Genomic DNA, 17,864 nt, shown 5'->3' with positions numbered 1-17,864 from the left:
AAACTGAATAATTTGGGATCAGAACGCGATTTTATTCAGATAAAACACATTTCTTCTTCCTCTTGTCTGCGGATCGCCGGCAGCGTTGACGATTTTCTGTTCGCCCCATGCAAGATAAAAGTTTCCATACCAGTAATCAATGTCATCCGTACTGGTTTTTCTTACTTTGTCGCCTTCTACATTGGTGCCGTTCGGGATCACGCGGTCGCTGTCAATAACCTGATTTCCTTTGATGATTTTACTGCGTATGGCACCGTTATGGCTGTAAACCAGTTTGGAATTTCCGTTATTGAACGTCTGTATCTTGATCTTTTCACGCAGTTCCATGCTTTTTACATGATCAAAATTAATGCTGTTGTCCCAAATGAGTTTCCCGTTCTGGTCCACATCGGCAATCACGGCATGCGTGTACGTGAATCCGTCAAAAACCTGCTGATTATAACCGCGGCCGCCATACATCGGGTTCCATAAGTACGGATTGTAAAGGCCCATTCCAAACGGATAGCTCATGATTCCGCCGTAACCCATTCCGCCCAGCATACCCGGATTCTGATAGCGGTACTCAGGGTAAAAAACTTCTGCAACGAGCAAGAAATTGTTTTCTTTCGGTACGATATCGTGTACAAGCAACCTGTAATTCAGTTTCAGGTCGTCACCGCTTTCTTTCTTTTTACGGATGCGCCTTTCGATTTTTTCCTGCTGGCGCTCATTCATGAAATTAAAGAAATTCTTGAAATCGGTAAAACTGTGGTACCGGGTAAATACCGTCTCGTCACGGACTATTTTGCTGATATATAATCCTTGCGACGCTGCATTGTTGCTGCTCTGCATGTTTCTGTACCCGTAAGTACCGATCACGATCCGAACGGAATCGTTCAGGACCTGCATTCTTCCGCTCAGCAGGGAATAATCATCTTCCGGATCAACGGAAACCTGCGTGTACAGCTCGCCGGTTTCTTCGTAAGAGCGCGCCACAATCCGCGTTTGACGGCCTTTTTTTACGGCAAAACTTACATTGACAAGATGATGCGCCGTGTCCACTTCTACGGTCTGAATGGCATTGGAACCTTTGATTGCCGACGGCAGTACTTTGGTCTGCGCATTGGTAAGCTGCGTAAAAATCAGAACCGGTTCATTCCGGACCATTCCGGCCATGAAAACCGAATAGCCGAGTGTTTTAAAATCAGTGATTTCAAAACGGTCCAGCGTATTGATCATAAATGTTTCCACAAACCCCGGCCCGATATTTACTTTTACGATCTGGTACAGGGAACTGCGGTATTTGCTGAACAGCAGAAACACCGCTTTGCCGTCAAATGATGATGAAATATAATCCAGATTGGATTCGATCGGACCGTCAATCGACCAGATCCGGTCGAGGTTCGCGTCAAATTTCTGTACGTTGAAAGTTCCTTTGTCAGGCTTGGAAATCAGCAGAACACCTTGTTCGCCAAGCGGAACCGTCTGGTATGCTGCGTTTCCGGATAGCGGCAATTCAATTCTTTTTACGCCTTGCGAAAGCACGCATTGCAACGATAACGCACTGAAAAACAGTACCAACGTAATATTGAAAATAAATTGCCGGTTACACTTCATGCGCAAATGCTACGATTAAGTCAAATTCTTCAAGCCGTACCGGAATAACGGATAATCTGGAATTGCGGATCAGCAGCATATCCTGCAAACGTCTGTCTGCTTTTATCTCGGCAAGCGTTACCGTTTTGGGAAATTTTGCGACCGGAACCAGATTGACAACTACCCAGCCTTTTTCTTCCGTTGTCGGATCGGGATAAAATTCTTTTGAAACCTTTGCCAACCCTACAATTTCTTTTCCTTCATTGCTGTGATAAAAAAGAACGAGGTCATCCGTTTTCATGCTCATCAGGTTGTTGCGCGCCTGATAATTGCGGATGCCGTCCCATACAGCCTCACCTTCAGTTACAAAATGATCCCATGAGTATTTAAAAGGTTCACTTTTTACAAGCCAGTAATTCATTGATTCAAATTTTTATTTTAAAAAGGTCTCTAAATACGGACCTTTACAACGATCATGGAAATTTTGGAAACTTGCTGAAATCCGGTTTTCTTTTTTCAAGGAATGAATTCTGGCCTTCTTTCGCTTCTTCGCTCAGATAATAAAGCAACGTTGCATTTCCGGCAAGTTCCTGGATTCCGGCCTGTCCGTCCAGTTCGGCATTGAACGAACTTTTCAGCATCCGGATGGATAATGGACTTTTTTCCTGGATTTTTTTACACCATTCGATTGTAGTCGTTTCCAGCTCTTCCAGCGGAACTACCTTATTGACCAATCCCATTTGCAAAGCTTCCTGTGCATCGTACTGATCGCACAAAAACCATATTTCCCTAGCTTTTTTCTGACCAACGACGCGCGCCAGATACGAAGCACCGAAACCGCCATCAAAACTTCCTACTTTCGGACCCGTTTGCCCGAAACGCGCATTTTCTGCTGCTATAGACAAATCGCAGATCACATGCAGCACATGTCCGCCGCCGATTGCCCAGCCTGCAACCATGGCAATGACTGCTTTCGGGATCGAGCGGATCATGCGTTGCAGATCCAGCACGTTCAGGCGCGGCACGTGATCATCGCCGATGTAACCGCCATGTCCGCGCACCGACTGATCGCCTCCCGAACAGAAAGCTTTTCCACCTTCGCCCGTTAAAATAATCACATCAATTCTCGGATCTTCGCGGCAGATATGCATGGCATCGATCATTTCCGTCACCGTCAGCGGCGTAAATGCATTGTGCTTGTGCGGACGGTTTATGCTTATTTTTGCAATTCCTTCATGAAGTGTAAAGAGGATTTCCTCATATTCCTTGATGGTTTCCCATTGAACTGAACTGGACATAGAATCAAAATGTAGATGTAAAACCAATGCAAAGAGCACTAAAAAATACATGCGGCTCATTTGCGACAATTTGCGAAATTACAGATTGTTTGGGTTTCCTTCAAAAACAAATAAATAACTTTCCGAATGCAGTGGACAACGGATATAAACGATTTTGGACAGCAGCAAAGGCCGGAGCATCCTTATTTTGCCGCGGCATACGACTTTATCAAATCCTGGCTGGGCGGTAAAAGAGAATTTATGCTGAATACATCGGGCTCGACGGGAACGCCGAAGCCCATTGCAATTTCCAGAAATCAGCTCACAAGCAGCGCAGCCATGACGGGAAAGACGCTTGGACTTGGAAGCGGAACACGTGCTCTGGTTTGTCTCAACATTTCCTATATAGCCGGCCTGATGATGCTGGTCCGCGGCATGGAACTCGGCTGGAAACTTACTGTGATTGAACCCGTTTCCAATCCGCTGCTCAATCTGGACCATGAAGAATTTGATTTTACCGCACTTGTTCCGTTGCAGCTTTCCGGAATTCTGGAAAATCCGGAAACCGAAAACCAGGTGTATAAACTGGGTAAAATATTACTTGGCGGTGCGCCCGTCAGCATTGCACTGCAAAGGAAAGTCCTGAATCTTGCTGTTCCCGTTTATCAGAGTTACGGCATGACGGAAACCGTTTCGCATGTTGCATTACGCCGGCTGAACGGAGAAAAACCGGAACTGCATTACACTTTTTTGCCCGGAATTGAATTTGGTCTTGATGAAAGAAACTGCCTGTATGTTTCAGGCGCTGTTACAAACGGCGAAAAAGTACAGACCAATGATCTGGCCGAAATCCATGGAAATACGTTTAAATGGATCGGGCGTGCGGACAATATCATCAATTCCGGAGGCATCAAAATGGTGCTGGACGAAGTGGATGCACGCCTGGCAGAAGTATTTTATAACCTTGAAATTCCAAATCCGTTTTTTGCCTGGTTCCGCCCGGACGAAAAACTGGGCCAGATGCTCATCCTGATTATCGAAGGAACAATCGCTGCCATCACGTCCGAATCGTTGCTTGCTGAAATAAGGAAGCAGAATTCGGCTTATGTAACGCCTAAACGTGTTTACTTTGTGAATCAGTTTACAAGAACAGCCACCGGCAAGGTGGATAAACGCAGAACAGTACAATCGCTTTCAGAATCTTCACATGGATAAAAACATTCAGATACCCGGACAATATATCATTCGTTTTCAGACCGCGCCGGTTGTCCCGGCTCCGTTTTCGCATTTTTATACCTTACAGCTGGGAATCGCTTCCGCAAATCAGCTGAACGTAGATTTCAGTATCGTTTATACGGATCGGGAAGAAATGGATGAAGATGACTTGCTGGACGAAGGTTTTTCCACGGATGATGATTATAAATGGAAAGGAGCGCTGCCGGCAAACTGGATCAATGAATTTGAAGAAATTTTTTCATCTTCCAAAACCATCCGGAAAAGAGAAGAAAGCGAGTTTGAAGACTTTATTGAACTGGAACTGGAAGAAAATGGAAAAATGGTAACCATTTATCCGGTCGACAAAGAACGCTGGTCTTATTTTCTACAGGAATTCATGCAGGCGATTTTTGAAGCCAGCGGTAGAGAAAAACCATTTGAACTGACATTCCTGGAAATTGATGCAGATAAAAAACAGACGCAAGTAGACCTTATAGCTTCATTTGCCCGGAAAACCTTTACATTAAGCAAAGGCAAAAATCCTGCAAGGCAGCTGGAATGGGCTCAACTACAGCGGATGATGGATACCGTTTATAAAGCTGAATTCGTTGCAGAAAATGCATCTGAATCCAGACCATCTCAAAAGGGATTGTACATTACGGCCGGCGACGGACTCTGGTATCAGCTGGGCGTTGCTGTTCTGGAAACAACGGCAAAAAGTAAAGATCTGCCCAAGATCGAAGCTTTGTTCAAAACACTGGCCAAGTAAAAAACTATTGTTTATACTGGCTTAATTCCATCTGCAATTCATCCACAAGCTGGCTTACTCGTTCCAGAGAAGGCTGCGGAACGGGCATCTGCAAGCTTATGAATGCATTGATTTCCCATACTTCGAGCACGTCCTGCAACGGTACTTCCAGATCGTTGACGGACGCGTCGTCGGAAGTCAACAGCAGAAAGCCATTTGTTTTTACGTGGTTAAATGCAGTTCGGTATATAAACCCGTGCTGGCGCAGCACAAACACGTATTGCATGCCGTCTTTGATATCGTACCAGTTTCGCACAAACGTTCCAACAAGCAAAGAGCCCGGATACATGAAATCATCGCCGCTTTCGAAAGCGCGGTAATAACCTGCCGGCAAATTGGGAAGCTGGAATGAAGGCAGCTGATTCAGATAGGACGGATTCTGGCAGTTCTGAATGTAGTCAAGCTGAAGATTTTTGGCAACCCATTGAATGGTCGGATAGTTTTCCGTTCTGTCTTCAATGGCATTGTTAAACGGACTTGCCGGATAACTATTATTAAAAACCGGAATCTGCGCGCTGGCGTCATTTACAGCATCCGGTTTTTTAGAAGCCGTACTGCGTTGTTCGGCAAAAAGGCCGTTTAGCTGATTTGCAGCAGGTTGCACTTCGCCGTTTACCGGCTTCAGATTAACCTGTCTTGAAACCATCCTGATTTCAGGTTCCGGTTGTTTGTACTTGTCAATAATGGTGGAAAGCGGCTGAGGTTCAGCAAATGTCGGGACTCTGGAAGGTGCTGCTGCCTGCACCGAACCTGAATGCGAAACAGTCATTGGCCGGGCTGCATTGAGCGGCAATGACAAATCAGGCGTTTCCCGCAGCTTTCTTAAATCGTTTTTCAGCAGATTGTCCACAGAAATACCAAACGCGGCTGCCATATTCTTAAGGTTCGTCAGATTGGGATTGGCCCGCGCTTCTTCATAGGCTCCCAGCAACGAGCGTTTGATCGCAATTTTTCTTGCAAACTGCTCTTGTGTAAGGCCGTTAAGCCTTCTGAGATATTTGATATTATTGCTGACAATACTCATAAAATGGTCTTTCCGTGAAAGTACAACTAATTGACAAATCTTTCAGTAAAAAACGAATTCAGCAACTTTATAATGTCTTTTTTAGCGTTTTATGTAAAAAAGTACCTGTAAAGAGGTAAAATTACTTCGTTACCTGTAAATTTCCTTTTTGGCTGCCTTAAAGGTGTTCGTCAGCAAGCCGCAGATGGTCATCAACCCGACACCGCCCGGAACGGGAGTTATATAGCTGGTTTTTGGAGCCACGTCATTGAAATTGACGTCGCCTTTTATTGCAAACCCGCTCTTTTTGCTTGCATCCGCAACCCTTGAAATACCTACATCAATTACAACTGCACCTTCTTTTACATAATCGGCTGTTACAAATTCCGGTCTTCCCAAAGCAGCAATGAGTATATCCGCAGTCTGGCAAATTTCTTTCAGATTATGCGTTTTGCTGTGCGTTATGGTTACCGTACAATTACCCGGATACTCGTTGCGCTGCATCAGAATACTCATTGGAAGTCCCACAATCTGGCTTCTTCCGATTACTACGCAATGTTTTCCGCTGGTTTCGATTCCGGCCCGGATCAGCATTTCAATGATGCCGAAAGGCGTTGCAGAAATGTATGACGGAAGTCCTTTGCACATTTTCCCCACATTTACCGGATGGAAACCGTCTACGTCCTTGGCGGGATTTACGGCTTCCATAATGGTGTTTTCGGAAATATGCTTGGGAAGCGGCAGCTGAACGATGAAACCGTCCACATCCGGATCGTTATTCAATGATTCAACTGCATCAAGTAGCGATTCTTCGGATATTTCGGGACCAAACCGAAGCAGGGTAGAAGTAAACCCGATTTCCTCGCAGCTCCGGATTTTGGAAGCAACATAAGTTTCACTCGCACCGTCCTGCCCGACGAGTACAGCTGCCAGATGTGGTTTTTTACCGCCATCCGCGATCCATTTTTCAACTTCTGCCTTTATTTCTGATTTTATTTGGGAAGAAATCAGTTTCCCGTCAAGTAGTTGCATTCTGTTCTGTTGTGTATTTATATGTAAACAGCTGATTATTAAAGTCAGATCTGCTGCTCGTCAATCAATTTCTTTGTCAGGATTTCCATTCCGGTTGTTGCTTTTTCCTGTATAAAGGTCATGTTCTTTTTCAGACCGATATCCGGTTTTGCAGGATCAATAATGTAAATCGGCCTGGAGGAACCAACGTAATGGACAAGTCCGGCAGCCGGATAAACGGCCAGCGATGTGCCGATAACCAGAAACAGGTCTGCCTGTTCGGTGATGTCAATGGCCGTTTCCATCATCGGGACTTCTTCTCCAAACCATACGATATGAGGCCGAAGCTGGCTTCCAAGTTCACATAAATCGCCTTTTTTCAGTTCCCACGATTTCATTTCATAAACCAGATCCGGATTTTTTGTACTTCTGGATTTGAATAACTCTCCATGCAGATGGATTACGTTCGTCGATCCTGCTATTTCATGCAGGTTGTCCACATTTTGCGTGATGATCGTTATTTCAAAGTGCTTTTCCAGTTCAGCCAATGCATAATGCGCCGGATTGGGCTTTACACTGGATGCCTGTTTTCTGCGCTGATTGTAAAAATCAAGGACAAATTCCTGGTTTTTATGCCATGCTTCCGGCGTCGCTACGTCTTCAATCCGGTAATTATCCCATAACCCTCCGTTGTCGCGAAATGTACTGATCCCGCTTTCTGCACTGATGCCCGCACCGGAAAGAACGACAAGTTTCTTCATGGTTTAATTCAGATGTTGGTTTAAATGGTAACAAGTAGTTTCTGGCAATAGGCTCTAAGCTGTCGGAAAACATTCATTGCTTAAAGGTTAGCTTGTAAATGCCCTTGATTGAAGGCTGTTGCAATCGGCTACTTATATTCGTGTCAATCGGTGTATTGGTGGCTTTTGAAATTTAATGTGATAAAATCAGCTTTTTTTGGTTGCTTTCTTTGCGGCCGGTTTTTTTGCAGTGGCGGTTTTTGCCGCGGTTGCTTTTGGCGCAGTTGCTTTTGGCGCAGTTGCTTTCGTTGAAGTTGCTTTTGTCGTGGCCGCTTTCGGTGCATCCGCTTTTGCCGCAGCCGCTTTTGGTGCCGGCGTTTTGGCAACCGGTTTTTTCGCTCCGCGCCGTGCCGGTTTGTCCGGTGTTTCAGCAGCAAGCTTTACAATTTCCTCGTAAGTAAGAGCGGCCGGATCGGTTCCTTTCGGGATTTTTACATTCTTTTTGCCAAATGCGATATACGGTCCGTATTTTCCGTTCAGAACCTTTGCCTCCGCATCTTCACTGAATTCCTTTATCGTCCGGTTACTGTCCTGCTGCCGTTTTTCTGTAATGATTTCAATCAGCCTTTCTTCGGTAACAGCCATGGGATCATCTGTCCGCGCAAGTGAAAAGTATTTGTTGTCATGCTTTACATATGGCCCGAATTTTCCGATGTTGACAATCAGTTCCTTATCTTCAAAAATCCCTACTTGCCTTGGTAGTTTGAAAAGCTCAAACGCTTCGTCCAAAGTAATGCTTTCCATCAGCTGCCCTTTCTGCAGACTTGCAAACTTGGGTTTTTCTTCATCTTCCACATCACCGATCTGTACGTAAGGGCCATATTTCCCGATCCTTACGGAGACCTTTTTTCCTGTCGCCGGATCTTCCCCGAGTTCTCTGGAAGTCAGGCTGCGGTCAATGGCTTCTTCACGTGCTTCGGCTACTTTTTTCTGGAAAGGGGTATAAAAATCCTTGATCATCTGCTGCCATGGAAGCTGTCCTTCTGCAATGTGATCAAAGTCTTTTTCAACACTTGCCGTAAAGGAATAATCAATGATATTGTTAAAATGGCTGACCAAAAAATCATTCACAACCATTCCGGCACTGGTCGGAAACAGCTTGGCCTTTTCCGAACCATATATCTCTTTATTGACCCTGCTTTTGATTTCATCATTGGCAAGTGTAATTTCCTTGAAATCACGCTCGGTTCCCTGCCGGTCTTCCTTTACAATATATTCCCGTTTCAAAATCGTTGAAATCGTCGGCGCGTAAGTGGAAGGACGGCCGATTCCCATTTCTTCCAGCTTTTTTACAAGGCTCGCTTCTGTATAACGCGGCGGGTTTCTCGTAAAACGTTCCGTCGCTTTCATGTCCGAAAGTTTCAGGATCTGGTTTATGTTCAAAGGCGGCAGCATTCCTTTTTGCTCTTCGTCTCCTTCGTCATCACTGGATTCCATGTAAACTTTCAGGAACCCTTCGAATTTGATCACTTCGCCCTGCGCAACCAGTTCTTCTGAAGTGGTGGAAATACGGATTGTTGCCGTTGTCCGTTCCAGCTGTGCATCCGACATCTGGGAAGCAATGGCGCGTTTCCAGATCAGTTCGTACAAACGCTGCTCATTGCGGTCGCTGCTCGCATTTAACGTTGAAAAATCCGTTGGCCGGATGGCTTCGTGCGCTTCCTGCGCAGATTCGGATTTGGTTTTGAAAACCCTTTTGTTATAATAATCGTTGCCGTATTCTTTGGTAATCTGCTGCTTGGCCTTGTCGAGTGCTTCTTCCGACAAATTGGTGGAATCCGTACGCATATAGGAAATCTTCCCTGCTTCGTAAAGCCGCTGCGCAACGGACATCGTCTGTGCCACCGAAAAACTCAGTTTTCTGGAAGCCTCCTGCTGTAAAGTAGAAGTTGTAAATGGCGGTGCCGGCGTTTTTTTAGCTGGTTTGACTTCCAGGTTTTTAATGGAAAACTCTGCACCTGTGCATTTTTCAAGAAACTGGACTGCATCGGCTTCATTTGCAAAATTTCTGGCAAGTTCGGCGTTGAGTATTTTGCCGTTTCCCAGATCGAAACGCGCCGTTACCTTGAAGCTGCTCTTGCTTTTAAATGCATCGATTTCCCGTTCCCTTTCCACAATAATCCGGACCGCTACGGATTGTACACGTCCGGCAGAAAGGTTGGTTTTGCCAATGCGTATTTTTTTCCAGAGTACCGGAGACAACTCGTAACCCACCAGTCGGTCCAGGATTCTTCTTGCCTGCTGCGCATCCACCAGATCGGCATCAATGGTTCTCGGACTGGAAATCGCATTCTGAAGAGCGGTTTTTGTGATCTCGCGGAACACAATCCGCTTGGTGTCGTCGGGAAGTCCCAATGCTTCTTTCAGGTGCCATGAAATGGCTTCACCTTCGCGGTCATCATCCGTTGCCAGCCATACTTCCGCATCCTTGGCCAGCTTCTTTAATTCAGAGATAACTTTCATTTTATCAGAAGATATCTCGTAAGAAGGCTGGAATTCATGTTCTACATCCACGCCCATATCATGTTCGGGAAGGTCACGGACATGTCCGAAACTAGACTTGACAGTGAAGTCCTGCCCTAAATAACTTTCAATGGTTTTGGCCTTCGCCGGTGACTCTACGATCACCAGATTTTTTGACATAACTTTGGATTTAAGGGATCTGGTAGCACTTTGAATGTCCAAATATAGGTTACAATAAAGCAAAAAATCAAAGTGCTGTTAAAAAGGTATTTTAAAATAGCGGCGGATCAGGGTATTCTGCCAGCTTGTTTTTGAAATAATTTCTTAAATATATCGCTTGCCAGAACAAAAAAAATTACACCACGGTTATCTTAATGATACATTAGTATATAATGATGCTAAATAGTACTGAAAAACCGGACGGATACCTTCGGATATTCGGTAATTTCGTACTTTCGCGTGTTATTGACAACAGATAATCCAATATAGTTAATTACTATGGCTTTTGACTTAGACATGATTAAGGGCGTTTATGCCCGTATGCAGGAAAGAGTAGAAGCTGCTCGTAAAATTGAAGGGCGGCCTTTAACCTTGGCAGAGAAGATTTTATATTCCCACTTGTGGGAAGGAACGCCAACGCAGGTTTATGAGCGTGGCAAATCTTACGTGGATTTTGCTCCGGACCGGGTAGCCATGCAGGATGCTACCGCCCAAATGGCCCTTTTGCAATTCATGCAGGCCGGAAGACCGCAGGTTGCAGTTCCTTCAACGGTACACTGTGATCACCTTATTCAGGCTGAAGTGGGTGCGTCGCAGGATTTGAAAAATGCAGTTGATAAAAATAAAGAGGTCTACGATTTTCTTTCGTCTGTCTCAAACAAATATGGTTTAGGTTTCTGGAAAGCAGGCGCCGGAATTATTCATCAGGTTGTACTGGAAAATTATGCATTTCCCGGTGGTATGATGATCGGTACGGATTCCCATACGCCGAATGCAGGCGGATTGGGAATGATCGCTATCGGTGTAGGCGGTGCAGATGCAAGTGACGTGATGTCCGGCCTTGCGTGGGAGCTGAAAATGCCGAGACTGATCGGTGTGAAACTTACAGGCAAACTGAGCGGCTGGACGGCTGCAAAAGATGTAATCCTTTGGGTTGCAGGCCAGCTGACTGTAAAAGGCGGTACCGGCTATATCGTTGAGTACTTCGGCGAAGGAGCGGAAAGCATCTCGGCAACTGGTAAAGCGACCATTTGTAACATGGGTGCTGAGATTGGAGCTACAACTTCGATTTTTGCCTACGATCAAAGAAGTGCAGCTTACCTGAGAGCAACGGAAAGAGCGGATATTGCCGATGCAGCAGACGCAGTAAAAGAAAATCTTCGTTCCGACGAAGAAGTTTATGCAGATCCTGCCAAATATTTTGACCAGCTGATTGAACTGGATCTTTCCACGCTTGAACCGCACATCAATGGTCCGTTTACTCCGGATCTGGCATGGCCGCTTTCCAAGTTTGCAACAGCAGTAAGAGAAAACGGATGGCCGGAAGTACTTTCGGTAGGTCTGATCGGATCATGCACAAACTCTTCTTATGAAGATGTGAGCCGTGCAGCTTCCCTTGCACAGCAGGCAGTGGATAAAAAGCTGGCGGTTAGTTCAGAATATACCATTACACCGGGATCAGAGCTTGTGCGCTATACTGTGGACCGCGATGGTTACCTGGATACGTTTGCACAAATCGGCGGTGTTGTACTGGCCAATGCATGCGGACCTTGTATCGGTCAGTGGGCTCGTCATGGTGCAGAAAAAGGAGAGAAAAACTCCATTATTACTTCCTTTAACCGTAACTTTTCAAAACGTGCAGATGGAAACCCGAATACGCATTCATTTGTAGCTTCGCCGGAAATCGTGACTGCAATGTCAATTGCAGGACGACTGACGTTCGACCCGCGTACGGATAAGCTGATCAATAAAGATGGTGAAGAAGTCATGCTGGACGAACCAAGCGGACTGGAATTGCCGATCAAAGGATATGCCGTGGAGGACGCAGGTTATCAGGCTCCGGCCGAAGACCCAAGCCAGGTTCAGGTTCTGGTAAGCCCGACTTCTGACCGTTTACAGCTTCTTGCTCCTTTTCCAGAATGGGAAGGAACCGATCTGAAAGGCTTGAAATTACTTATCAAGGCGAAAGGTAAATGTACAACGGATCATATCTCCATGGCCGGACCATGGCTGAAATACCGCGGACACCTTGATAACATTTCCAATAACATGCTGATCGGTGCGGTAAATTACTATAACGAGAAAACCAATACCGTCAAAAACCAGCTTACAGGCCAGTATAGCGAAGTTCCGGCTGTTCAGCGCGATTATAAAGCAAACGGAATCGGAACCATCGTGGTAGGTGATGAAAACTATGGTGAAGGTTCATCCCGTGAGCATGCTGCCATGGAGCCGCGTTTCCTTGGAGTTCGTGCCATTCTGACAAAATCATTTGCCCGTATTCACGAAACAAACCTTAAGAAACAAGGAATGCTTGCATTGACTTTTGCCAATACGGCTGATTATGACAAGATTCAGGAAGACGATTTGATTGATATTCTTGGCCTGCAAAGTTTTTCAGAAGGTCAGCCATTGACGATCGTTCTGCATCACAGCGACGGAAGTACTGAGGAGTTCCCGGTTAACCATACTTACAATGAGCAGCAAATTGAATGGTTCAAGGCAGGTTCTGCATTGAATATTATTCGCAAGTCTGTCGGAGCAAGCGTGTAGATTGGCTTCTAAATAAATTCAAACAAAAAACCTCCTGTTACAAAAACAGGAGGTTTTTTGTTTGATGATTATCGCGTTTGGTAATTGGTGCATGCAAGGAAGCTCCTCCGGAGCTAAGAAATTGTTTTTCACATTTGTCATTGCTACAAACAGTATGGCTCCTCCGGAGCCTTTTTGGAATTGGCTCTGGAAGAGCCAAACTGTTTATAGCAATAGAAATGTTCAAGTAATTAACAAGCCGGCTCCGGAGGAGCCCCCTGTTTGTAGCAATAGAAATGTTCAAGTAATTAACAAGCCGGCTCCGGAGGAGCCCCCTGTTTATAGCAATAGAAATGTTCACGTAATTCAAAAGCTGGCTCTAGAGGAGCCCCCTGTTTGTAGCAATAGAAATGTTCACGTAATTCACAAGCCAGCTCCGGAAGAGCCTCCTGTTTATAGCAATAGAAATGTCGGTAATTGACAAGCCGGCTCCATAGGAGCCCCCTGTTTGTAGCAATAGAAATGTTCAAGTAATTAACAAACCCGCTCCGGAGGAGCCTCCTGTTTATAGAAATAAGAGTGTCAGTAATTCATAAGCCGGCTCCATAGGAGCCCCCTGTTTGTAGCAATAAAAATGTTCACGTAATTGACAAGCCGGCTCCGGAGGAGCCTCCTGCTTCTGAATACCTACAAAAAACGTTTTAACTGCCGATTATAGGACTGGATCAAAAAAATGAACATGCCGGTCATAATGGAAACATCCGCCATATTGAATATCCCCGTTTGAAAAAAACCGAAGTTGATATGCAGAAAGTCTGTAACCGAACCATGAACAAGCCGGTCATAAATATTGCCGATCCCGCCACCAATAGCAAAGCTGAGCGCTAGCGCACTCATTAAGGTCAGATTTCTTTTCAGCAAAATGTAGGCGATGCCAAAAAATAATGCGATCAAAGGAATAACGGATAACACCAGAATTTTTACCGACTGCGGCAATGTGCTGCCAATACTCAGAAAAGCACCCGTATTTTCAACATAAGTAATCGTTACATAATTTTCAATAACACTGATCGTCTCGTAAAAACCTACATGCTTCCTGATCACATTTTTGGAAATCTGATCACATCCTATATTGGCAACAAGAATGATCAGAATGGCTATATTGCGTGCAACACGGTCCGACTTTAACTTTTGCATTTACTTCGTCAACGCTTTAATAGGTGCAACTTTTACTTCTCTGAACTCCACTTCCGATCCTTCCGACTGCAATGCAATGTTTCCTTTCTCTGCCGTTGCATTATAGCCGTAATTGACCAGTTCACCGTTCAGCCAGACCTTGATCGAATTTTTGAGACATTCAATCGTCATGCTGTTCCATTCTCCAAGCGGTTTTTCGGTGCCATCGGTCAGGTTTGGAATCCTGCGCAGTTTGTCACCGTTTACGCCCCATTTTTCCTTGGGACCGCGTCTTTTTTCCATATTGGGAACCGTAATATCTTCTTGAATGCACCAGAAATCGCCGGCATTCTGGTTCATCATCTGGATTTCAATGGATTTTGGGAACATATCGTATAGAGCGCGTGAAGTGGAAACGAAAACCAGCGCCCCGCAATTGCCTGGCTTTCCTGCAAAACGGTACTGAAAAGTCAGCCTGAAATTCTGATATTCCTCATCTGTAATCAAATGTCCGCCGGGTGTTCCCAAGCTGACCAACAGGCCATTACGCACCAGGAACGGATTTCTTTGTTTCGGATCTTTGTCCATTTCCGGAACATCCGTATGCCAGCCGGTCAGGTCTTTACCATTAAAAAGAGATTTCGTCTGAGCCAGTATTGGATTGGCAAACAGCAAGGTAAAGAAAGCGCAAATGCATAAAGCTTTTTTCATGAACGTATTCTGATCTTTCAGGTTTAAGATTTTTTGCTGAAAAATTAAACAATAATTCCTTTCAAAAGACAATTGCAGCGTCGTTTTCATTAGATATGGAACAGATTCGACGAAATTGTCAAAAACAATGTCAGGAAAGTAACAAACTTGTCTAAACCTGTTTTTCCGACAAATACTTCCAGTAACGTTTTGGAATATGCCGGATATGAAGCTTCATGTTCTTTCTTGCAGGAATATTGGTGCTTCGAAAGTAATCTTTCCAAAGCAAGGAGTATAATTCTTCTTTCGGGTCAAGAAGCGTTTCTGGCAATGCATTCAGCGCGGGCGACATTTCCGTTGTAAAATCAAAAGCAACTTCTTCTACTGTTTCAAGATTAAAATAAAGTCCGTATTTGCGTTTCAGGTCATAAATAATCCATTTCTGATCGGCATAACGATTTTTGAAGTGATCCGAAATAAGTGGCAGAACGTTAAAATCCGGTTCGATATGCGCGTAAAAAATGCCGTCCGCCGTCTGCTGAAAACGGATAAATGCTTCCATTCTGTGCTTTTCACGATGTACTTTCTGCGCCATTTGGGAAACGGCCAGCACATGCTTGTTGCCAAAATTCTCTCCGGCACCTGCCGGATTATCAAGAATATACCTTGAAAATTCCAGCAGGTCCTGAAAAGTATCCGGGTTTTCAGATAAAAACGATTTATAAAATCGCAGCATCCAGTCTTTATCCAGCTTTTTTCTCAATCCGGCCCAAACCCGGTTGGCTTTTTCATCCGCACTGACAACCGTAAAACTTTCCTGAAATACGTCCGGATGAAAGTTTTCCTGACTGACAATTTTCACTGTACCGGCTTTTCTCTGGTAACAGTCAAAAACAGCAGTCAGCAAACCTTCCAGTGTGCCGTCAAAAACATATAGTTCCATTTAGAACAGAGAAAGCTGGTTCTGGGGAGTTTTGAGATATTTGCTGGTACTTTCCGAAAGAATAACGCCTTTGAGATGGCTTGCTTCAAAATCCCGTAACTGCAAAGGGCTGTCCGCATAACGGATAAAATGCCTTGCCTTTTTAAAGGCGATCCCGATCTTCTTCAGCTGGTCCTGATGCAGACGCCCGAACTTTCTGGCCTGGACGATTTTTTTTGCCGAACCAACACCGATTCCCGGAACGCGCAGTATCATTTTGTAATCAGCCGTGTTCACATCCACAGGAAACTGGTCGAGGTTCCGTAAAGCCCAGCTTAATTTCGGGTCTATATCGATATCAAGGTTCGGATTGGCATCGTTCAGGATTTCCTGCACGTCGAAGCCGTAAAAACGCATCAGCCAGTCGGTTTGATACAAACGGTTTTCCCGGATCAGCGGCGGCTGTGAACCGATTATCGGCAGCCTTGTATCGGTACTGATCGGAATATAGCCGGAATAGTAAACTCTTTTAAGCGAAAAGTCCTTGTAGAAATTACTTGCCGTATGCATGATTTCCTTGTCCGTTTCCGGCGTAGCGCCAATCACCATTTGCGTACTCTGACCGGCCGGAACAAACTTCGGCGCTGATTTGATCAGTGATTTTTCGTCTTTCAGCTGGACAATGTTCTTCTGAATAAAGTCAAGCGGCTTTTTAACATCTTCATGCGACTTTTCAGGAGCCAGCAATTTTAGTCCGGATTCCGTCGGCATTTCAAGGTTGATACTCATTCTGTCGGCATAAAGGCCGGCTTCCTTAAGCAGTTCTTCACTGGCTCCGGGAATGGTTTTCAAGTGTATATACCCATTGAACCGTTCTTCAATACGCAGTTTTTTAACGATCCTGACAAGCCGCTCCATCGTATAATCGGCATTCTTGAAAATACCCGAACTCAGGAAAAGGCCTTCAATGTAATTTCTGCGGTAGAAGTTCATGGTGAGTTCCACAACTTCCTCCACCGTAAAGGCAGCACGCTTGATATCATTGCTCTTGCGCGAAACACAAAACGCACAGTCGTAAATACAATGATTGGTTAAAAGAATTTTCAGCAGTGAAACGCAACGGCCGTCTTCGGTGTACGAATGACAGATTCCGCTGCCCTCGCTGTCGCCCAGACCTTTGTTGGTATTTTTCCGGTTGCTTCCACTTGATGAACATGAAACGTCATATTTTGCGGCATCAGCCAATATTTCCAGCTTCTCTCGAATCCGTTCAAACATAAATAAATATTAAGTTGTTTTGGCTTAAAATATCAGGCAGGATTAGTAGTTATATTAACACCGGACGCACATTTTTAGTGCTGTAAAAACGGTCTTTTTACCCATTATAACAGTTAATTTCCTACATCATTTTTCAAGATGAATTTCAGCAGAACCTTGATTTTTATCCTGCCATTTTGCCTGCTTTTTTCCGACAACGTATGCGCCCAGACGCAGGAACCGAAGGTCACACGATACAACGGAAAGGTAAGCCAGCAGTTTGCAATGAACCGCGAAACGCCGATCATTGATCATGCAACGGGCCGAAAAATCAGCTATGAAGCCTATAACGAAATCCTCAGAAAAAATCCGGGCACGTATAAAACACAGCCCGTTTTTGATAAATACGGAAAGCCGTCGTCCTTTGAACTGATCAAAAAAAGTCAGCTGCTGATACAAAGTAACGGTGCCGTGATGCAGAATCCGGATCTGATGCCGGAAGTAGGAGAGCCGTTGCCGCCGTTCGTCATGACGGGCCTTGACGGGAAGGAATACAATTCGGAAAAGCTCCGGGGCAAATACATTCTGCTGGGTTTCTGGGTAAAATATGAAAAACCGCTTTACACGCAGGCAAGTACCAAAGTGATTTCGGAATTTATGGAGGAAAACCGCAGAAAAGGAGTTGAAATCATTTCTCTTGGAACTACATTAAATACCGAAGAAGAATGTCTTGAAGCAATCCCGAAACGGAATTGCGGCTTTGTTCCCGTTCCGGAATCGTACGGATTCAACCATCGTTATAAAATCAGTGAAACACCGTTTTTCATATTGGTCGATAGAAAAGGCATTATAAAGGCCATGGCGCCGCATACCGAATTTTCAAAAATCAGCGAACTGAATTTAAGGTAAGCGATCT

General features: G+C 44.9%; 15 protein-coding genes. 4 read left to right on the top strand and 11 right to left on the bottom strand.

Annotated features, from left to right (window positions below; translation table 11 throughout):
- Nucleotides 1-18: 18 nt before the first annotated feature.
- The 3 genes from FEM55_RS06550 to menB are packed head-to-tail and all read right to left on the bottom strand — an operon-like array spanning nt 19 to nt 2,873.
- Entirely contained in the window at nt 19-1,596 is a 1,578-nt protein-coding gene (locus tag FEM55_RS06550) for a hypothetical protein (RefSeq protein ID WP_138280472.1), read from the bottom strand.
- Complete coding sequence (locus FEM55_RS06545) at nt 1,586-1,996, bottom strand: EVE domain-containing protein (protein ID WP_138280471.1); 411 nt, start codon at nt 1,994-1,996, stop codon at nt 1,586-1,588. Before FEM55_RS06545 ends, FEM55_RS06550 begins: the two co-directional genes overlap by 11 nt.
- Nucleotides 1,997-2,048: 52 nt before the next feature.
- Nucleotides 2,049-2,873, bottom strand: a complete 825-nt coding sequence (gene menB / locus FEM55_RS06540; protein WP_138280470.1) for a 1,4-dihydroxy-2-naphthoyl-CoA synthase — start codon at nt 2,871-2,873, stop codon at nt 2,049-2,051.
- Between the two features lie 126 nt (nt 2,874-2,999).
- On the opposite strand from menB, the gene FEM55_RS06535 reads away from it, so the two are divergent.
- Together FEM55_RS06535 and FEM55_RS06530 are read left to right on the top strand one after the other, a co-directional pair.
- On the top strand, nt 3,000-4,067 hold the full coding sequence (locus tag FEM55_RS06535) for an AMP-binding protein (RefSeq protein WP_138280469.1): 1,068 nt from the start codon (nt 3,000-3,002) through the stop codon (nt 4,065-4,067).
- On the top strand, nt 4,060-4,836 hold the full coding sequence (locus tag FEM55_RS06530) for a hypothetical protein (protein WP_138280468.1): 777 nt from the start codon (nt 4,060-4,062) through the stop codon (nt 4,834-4,836). Before FEM55_RS06535 ends, FEM55_RS06530 begins: the two co-directional genes overlap by 8 nt.
- 4 nt (nt 4,837-4,840) lie before the next feature.
- On the opposite strand, the gene FEM55_RS06525 is transcribed toward FEM55_RS06530, so the two are convergent.
- The 4 genes from FEM55_RS06525 to topA form a co-directional block, all read right to left on the bottom strand.
- On the bottom strand, nt 4,841-5,899 hold the full coding sequence (locus FEM55_RS06525; RefSeq protein ID WP_138280467.1) for a helix-turn-helix domain-containing protein: 1,059 nt from the start codon (nt 5,897-5,899) through the stop codon (nt 4,841-4,843).
- A 129-nt stretch (nt 5,900-6,028) separates the two neighbouring features.
- Nucleotides 6,029-6,910, bottom strand: a complete 882-nt coding sequence (locus FEM55_RS06520) for a bifunctional 5,10-methylenetetrahydrofolate dehydrogenase/5,10-methenyltetrahydrofolate cyclohydrolase (RefSeq protein ID WP_138280466.1) — start codon at nt 6,908-6,910, stop codon at nt 6,029-6,031.
- 44 nt (nt 6,911-6,954) lie between these two features.
- Nucleotides 6,955-7,650: an SIR2 family NAD-dependent protein deacylase gene (locus FEM55_RS06515; RefSeq protein WP_138280465.1), complete on the bottom strand. Its 696-nt coding sequence runs from the start codon at nt 7,648-7,650 to the stop codon at nt 6,955-6,957.
- A gap of 186 nt (nt 7,651-7,836) precedes the next feature.
- On the bottom strand, nt 7,837-10,332 hold the full coding sequence (topA, locus tag FEM55_RS06510) for a type I DNA topoisomerase (RefSeq protein ID WP_138280464.1): 2,496 nt from the start codon (nt 10,330-10,332) through the stop codon (nt 7,837-7,839).
- 318 nt (nt 10,333-10,650) lie between these two features.
- Between topA and FEM55_RS06505 the strand changes: the two genes are divergently transcribed.
- Nucleotides 10,651-12,924, top strand: coding sequence for an aconitate hydratase (locus FEM55_RS06505; protein WP_138280463.1), 2,274 nt, complete (start codon nt 10,651-10,653; stop codon nt 12,922-12,924).
- Between the two features lie 666 nt (nt 12,925-13,590).
- Here FEM55_RS06505 and lspA read toward each other — a convergent pair.
- The 4 genes from lspA to FEM55_RS06485 form a co-directional block, all read right to left on the bottom strand.
- Nucleotides 13,591-14,100, bottom strand: a complete 510-nt coding sequence (lspA, locus tag FEM55_RS06500; RefSeq protein WP_138280462.1) for a signal peptidase II — start codon at nt 14,098-14,100, stop codon at nt 13,591-13,593.
- Nucleotides 14,101-14,790, bottom strand: a complete 690-nt coding sequence (locus FEM55_RS06495) for a 3-keto-disaccharide hydrolase (protein WP_138280461.1) — start codon at nt 14,788-14,790, stop codon at nt 14,101-14,103.
- A gap of 151 nt (nt 14,791-14,941) precedes the next feature.
- The gene (locus FEM55_RS06490) at nt 14,942-15,712 is read right to left on the bottom strand and encodes a TIGR03915 family putative DNA repair protein (protein ID WP_138280460.1); all 771 of its coding nucleotides are present in this window, start codon (nt 15,710-15,712) and stop codon (nt 14,942-14,944) included.
- Complete coding sequence (locus FEM55_RS06485; RefSeq protein ID WP_138280459.1) at nt 15,713-16,969, bottom strand: putative DNA modification/repair radical SAM protein; 1,257 nt, start codon at nt 16,967-16,969, stop codon at nt 15,713-15,715.
- 138 nt (nt 16,970-17,107) lie between these two features.
- Between FEM55_RS06485 and FEM55_RS06480 the strand changes: the two genes are divergently transcribed.
- A complete protein-coding gene (locus tag FEM55_RS06480; RefSeq protein WP_138280458.1) occupies nt 17,108-17,857 on the top strand; it encodes a TlpA family protein disulfide reductase in 750 nt (249 codons plus the stop codon).
- Nucleotides 17,858-17,864 lie beyond the last annotated feature (7 nt).

Source organism: Dyadobacter sediminis (assembly GCF_005860765.1).
GTDB classification, from domain to species: Bacteria; Bacteroidota; Bacteroidia; order Cytophagales; family Spirosomataceae; genus Dyadobacter; species Dyadobacter sediminis.
The sequence above is the reverse complement of the archived record's forward strand: the minus strand, read 5'-3'. Positions and strand labels throughout refer to the sequence as shown.

What these genes read in the sequence shown, in the direction of transcription:
- FEM55_RS06535 (WP_138280469.1), top strand. Translation starts at nt 3,000, where the DNA reads ATGCAGTGGACAACGGATATAAACGATTTTGGACAGCAGCAAAGGCCG.
- FEM55_RS06505 (WP_138280463.1), top strand. Translation starts at nt 10,651, where the DNA reads ATGGCTTTTGACTTAGACATGATTAAGGGCGTTTATGCCCGTATGCAG.
- FEM55_RS06525 (WP_138280467.1), bottom strand. Translation starts at nt 5,899, where the DNA reads ATGAGTATTGTCAGCAATAATATCAAATATCTCAGAAGGCTTAACGGC.
- topA (WP_138280464.1), bottom strand. Translation starts at nt 10,332, where the DNA reads ATGTCAAAAAATCTGGTGATCGTAGAGTCACCGGCGAAGGCCAAAACC.
- menB (WP_138280470.1), bottom strand. Translation starts at nt 2,873, where the DNA reads ATGTCCAGTTCAGTTCAATGGGAAACCATCAAGGAATATGAGGAAATC.
- FEM55_RS06490 (WP_138280460.1), bottom strand. Translation starts at nt 15,712, where the DNA reads ATGGAACTATATGTTTTTGACGGCACACTGGAAGGTTTGCTGACTGCT.
- FEM55_RS06520 (WP_138280466.1), bottom strand. Translation starts at nt 6,910, where the DNA reads ATGCAACTACTTGACGGGAAACTGATTTCTTCCCAAATAAAATCAGAA.
- FEM55_RS06495 (WP_138280461.1), bottom strand. Translation starts at nt 14,790, where the DNA reads ATGAAAAAAGCTTTATGCATTTGCGCTTTCTTTACCTTGCTGTTTGCC.
- FEM55_RS06550 (WP_138280472.1), bottom strand. Translation starts at nt 1,596, where the DNA reads ATGAAGTGTAACCGGCAATTTATTTTCAATATTACGTTGGTACTGTTT.
- FEM55_RS06530 (WP_138280468.1), top strand. Translation starts at nt 4,060, where the DNA reads ATGGATAAAAACATTCAGATACCCGGACAATATATCATTCGTTTTCAG.
- FEM55_RS06485 (WP_138280459.1), bottom strand. Translation starts at nt 16,969, where the DNA reads ATGTTTGAACGGATTCGAGAGAAGCTGGAAATATTGGCTGATGCCGCA.
- FEM55_RS06545 (WP_138280471.1), bottom strand. Translation starts at nt 1,996, where the DNA reads ATGAATTACTGGCTTGTAAAAAGTGAACCTTTTAAATACTCATGGGAT.
- FEM55_RS06480 (WP_138280458.1), top strand. Translation starts at nt 17,108, where the DNA reads ATGAATTTCAGCAGAACCTTGATTTTTATCCTGCCATTTTGCCTGCTT.
- lspA (WP_138280462.1), bottom strand. Translation starts at nt 14,100, where the DNA reads ATGCAAAAGTTAAAGTCGGACCGTGTTGCACGCAATATAGCCATTCTG.
- FEM55_RS06515 (WP_138280465.1), bottom strand. Translation starts at nt 7,650, where the DNA reads ATGAAGAAACTTGTCGTTCTTTCCGGTGCGGGCATCAGTGCAGAAAGC.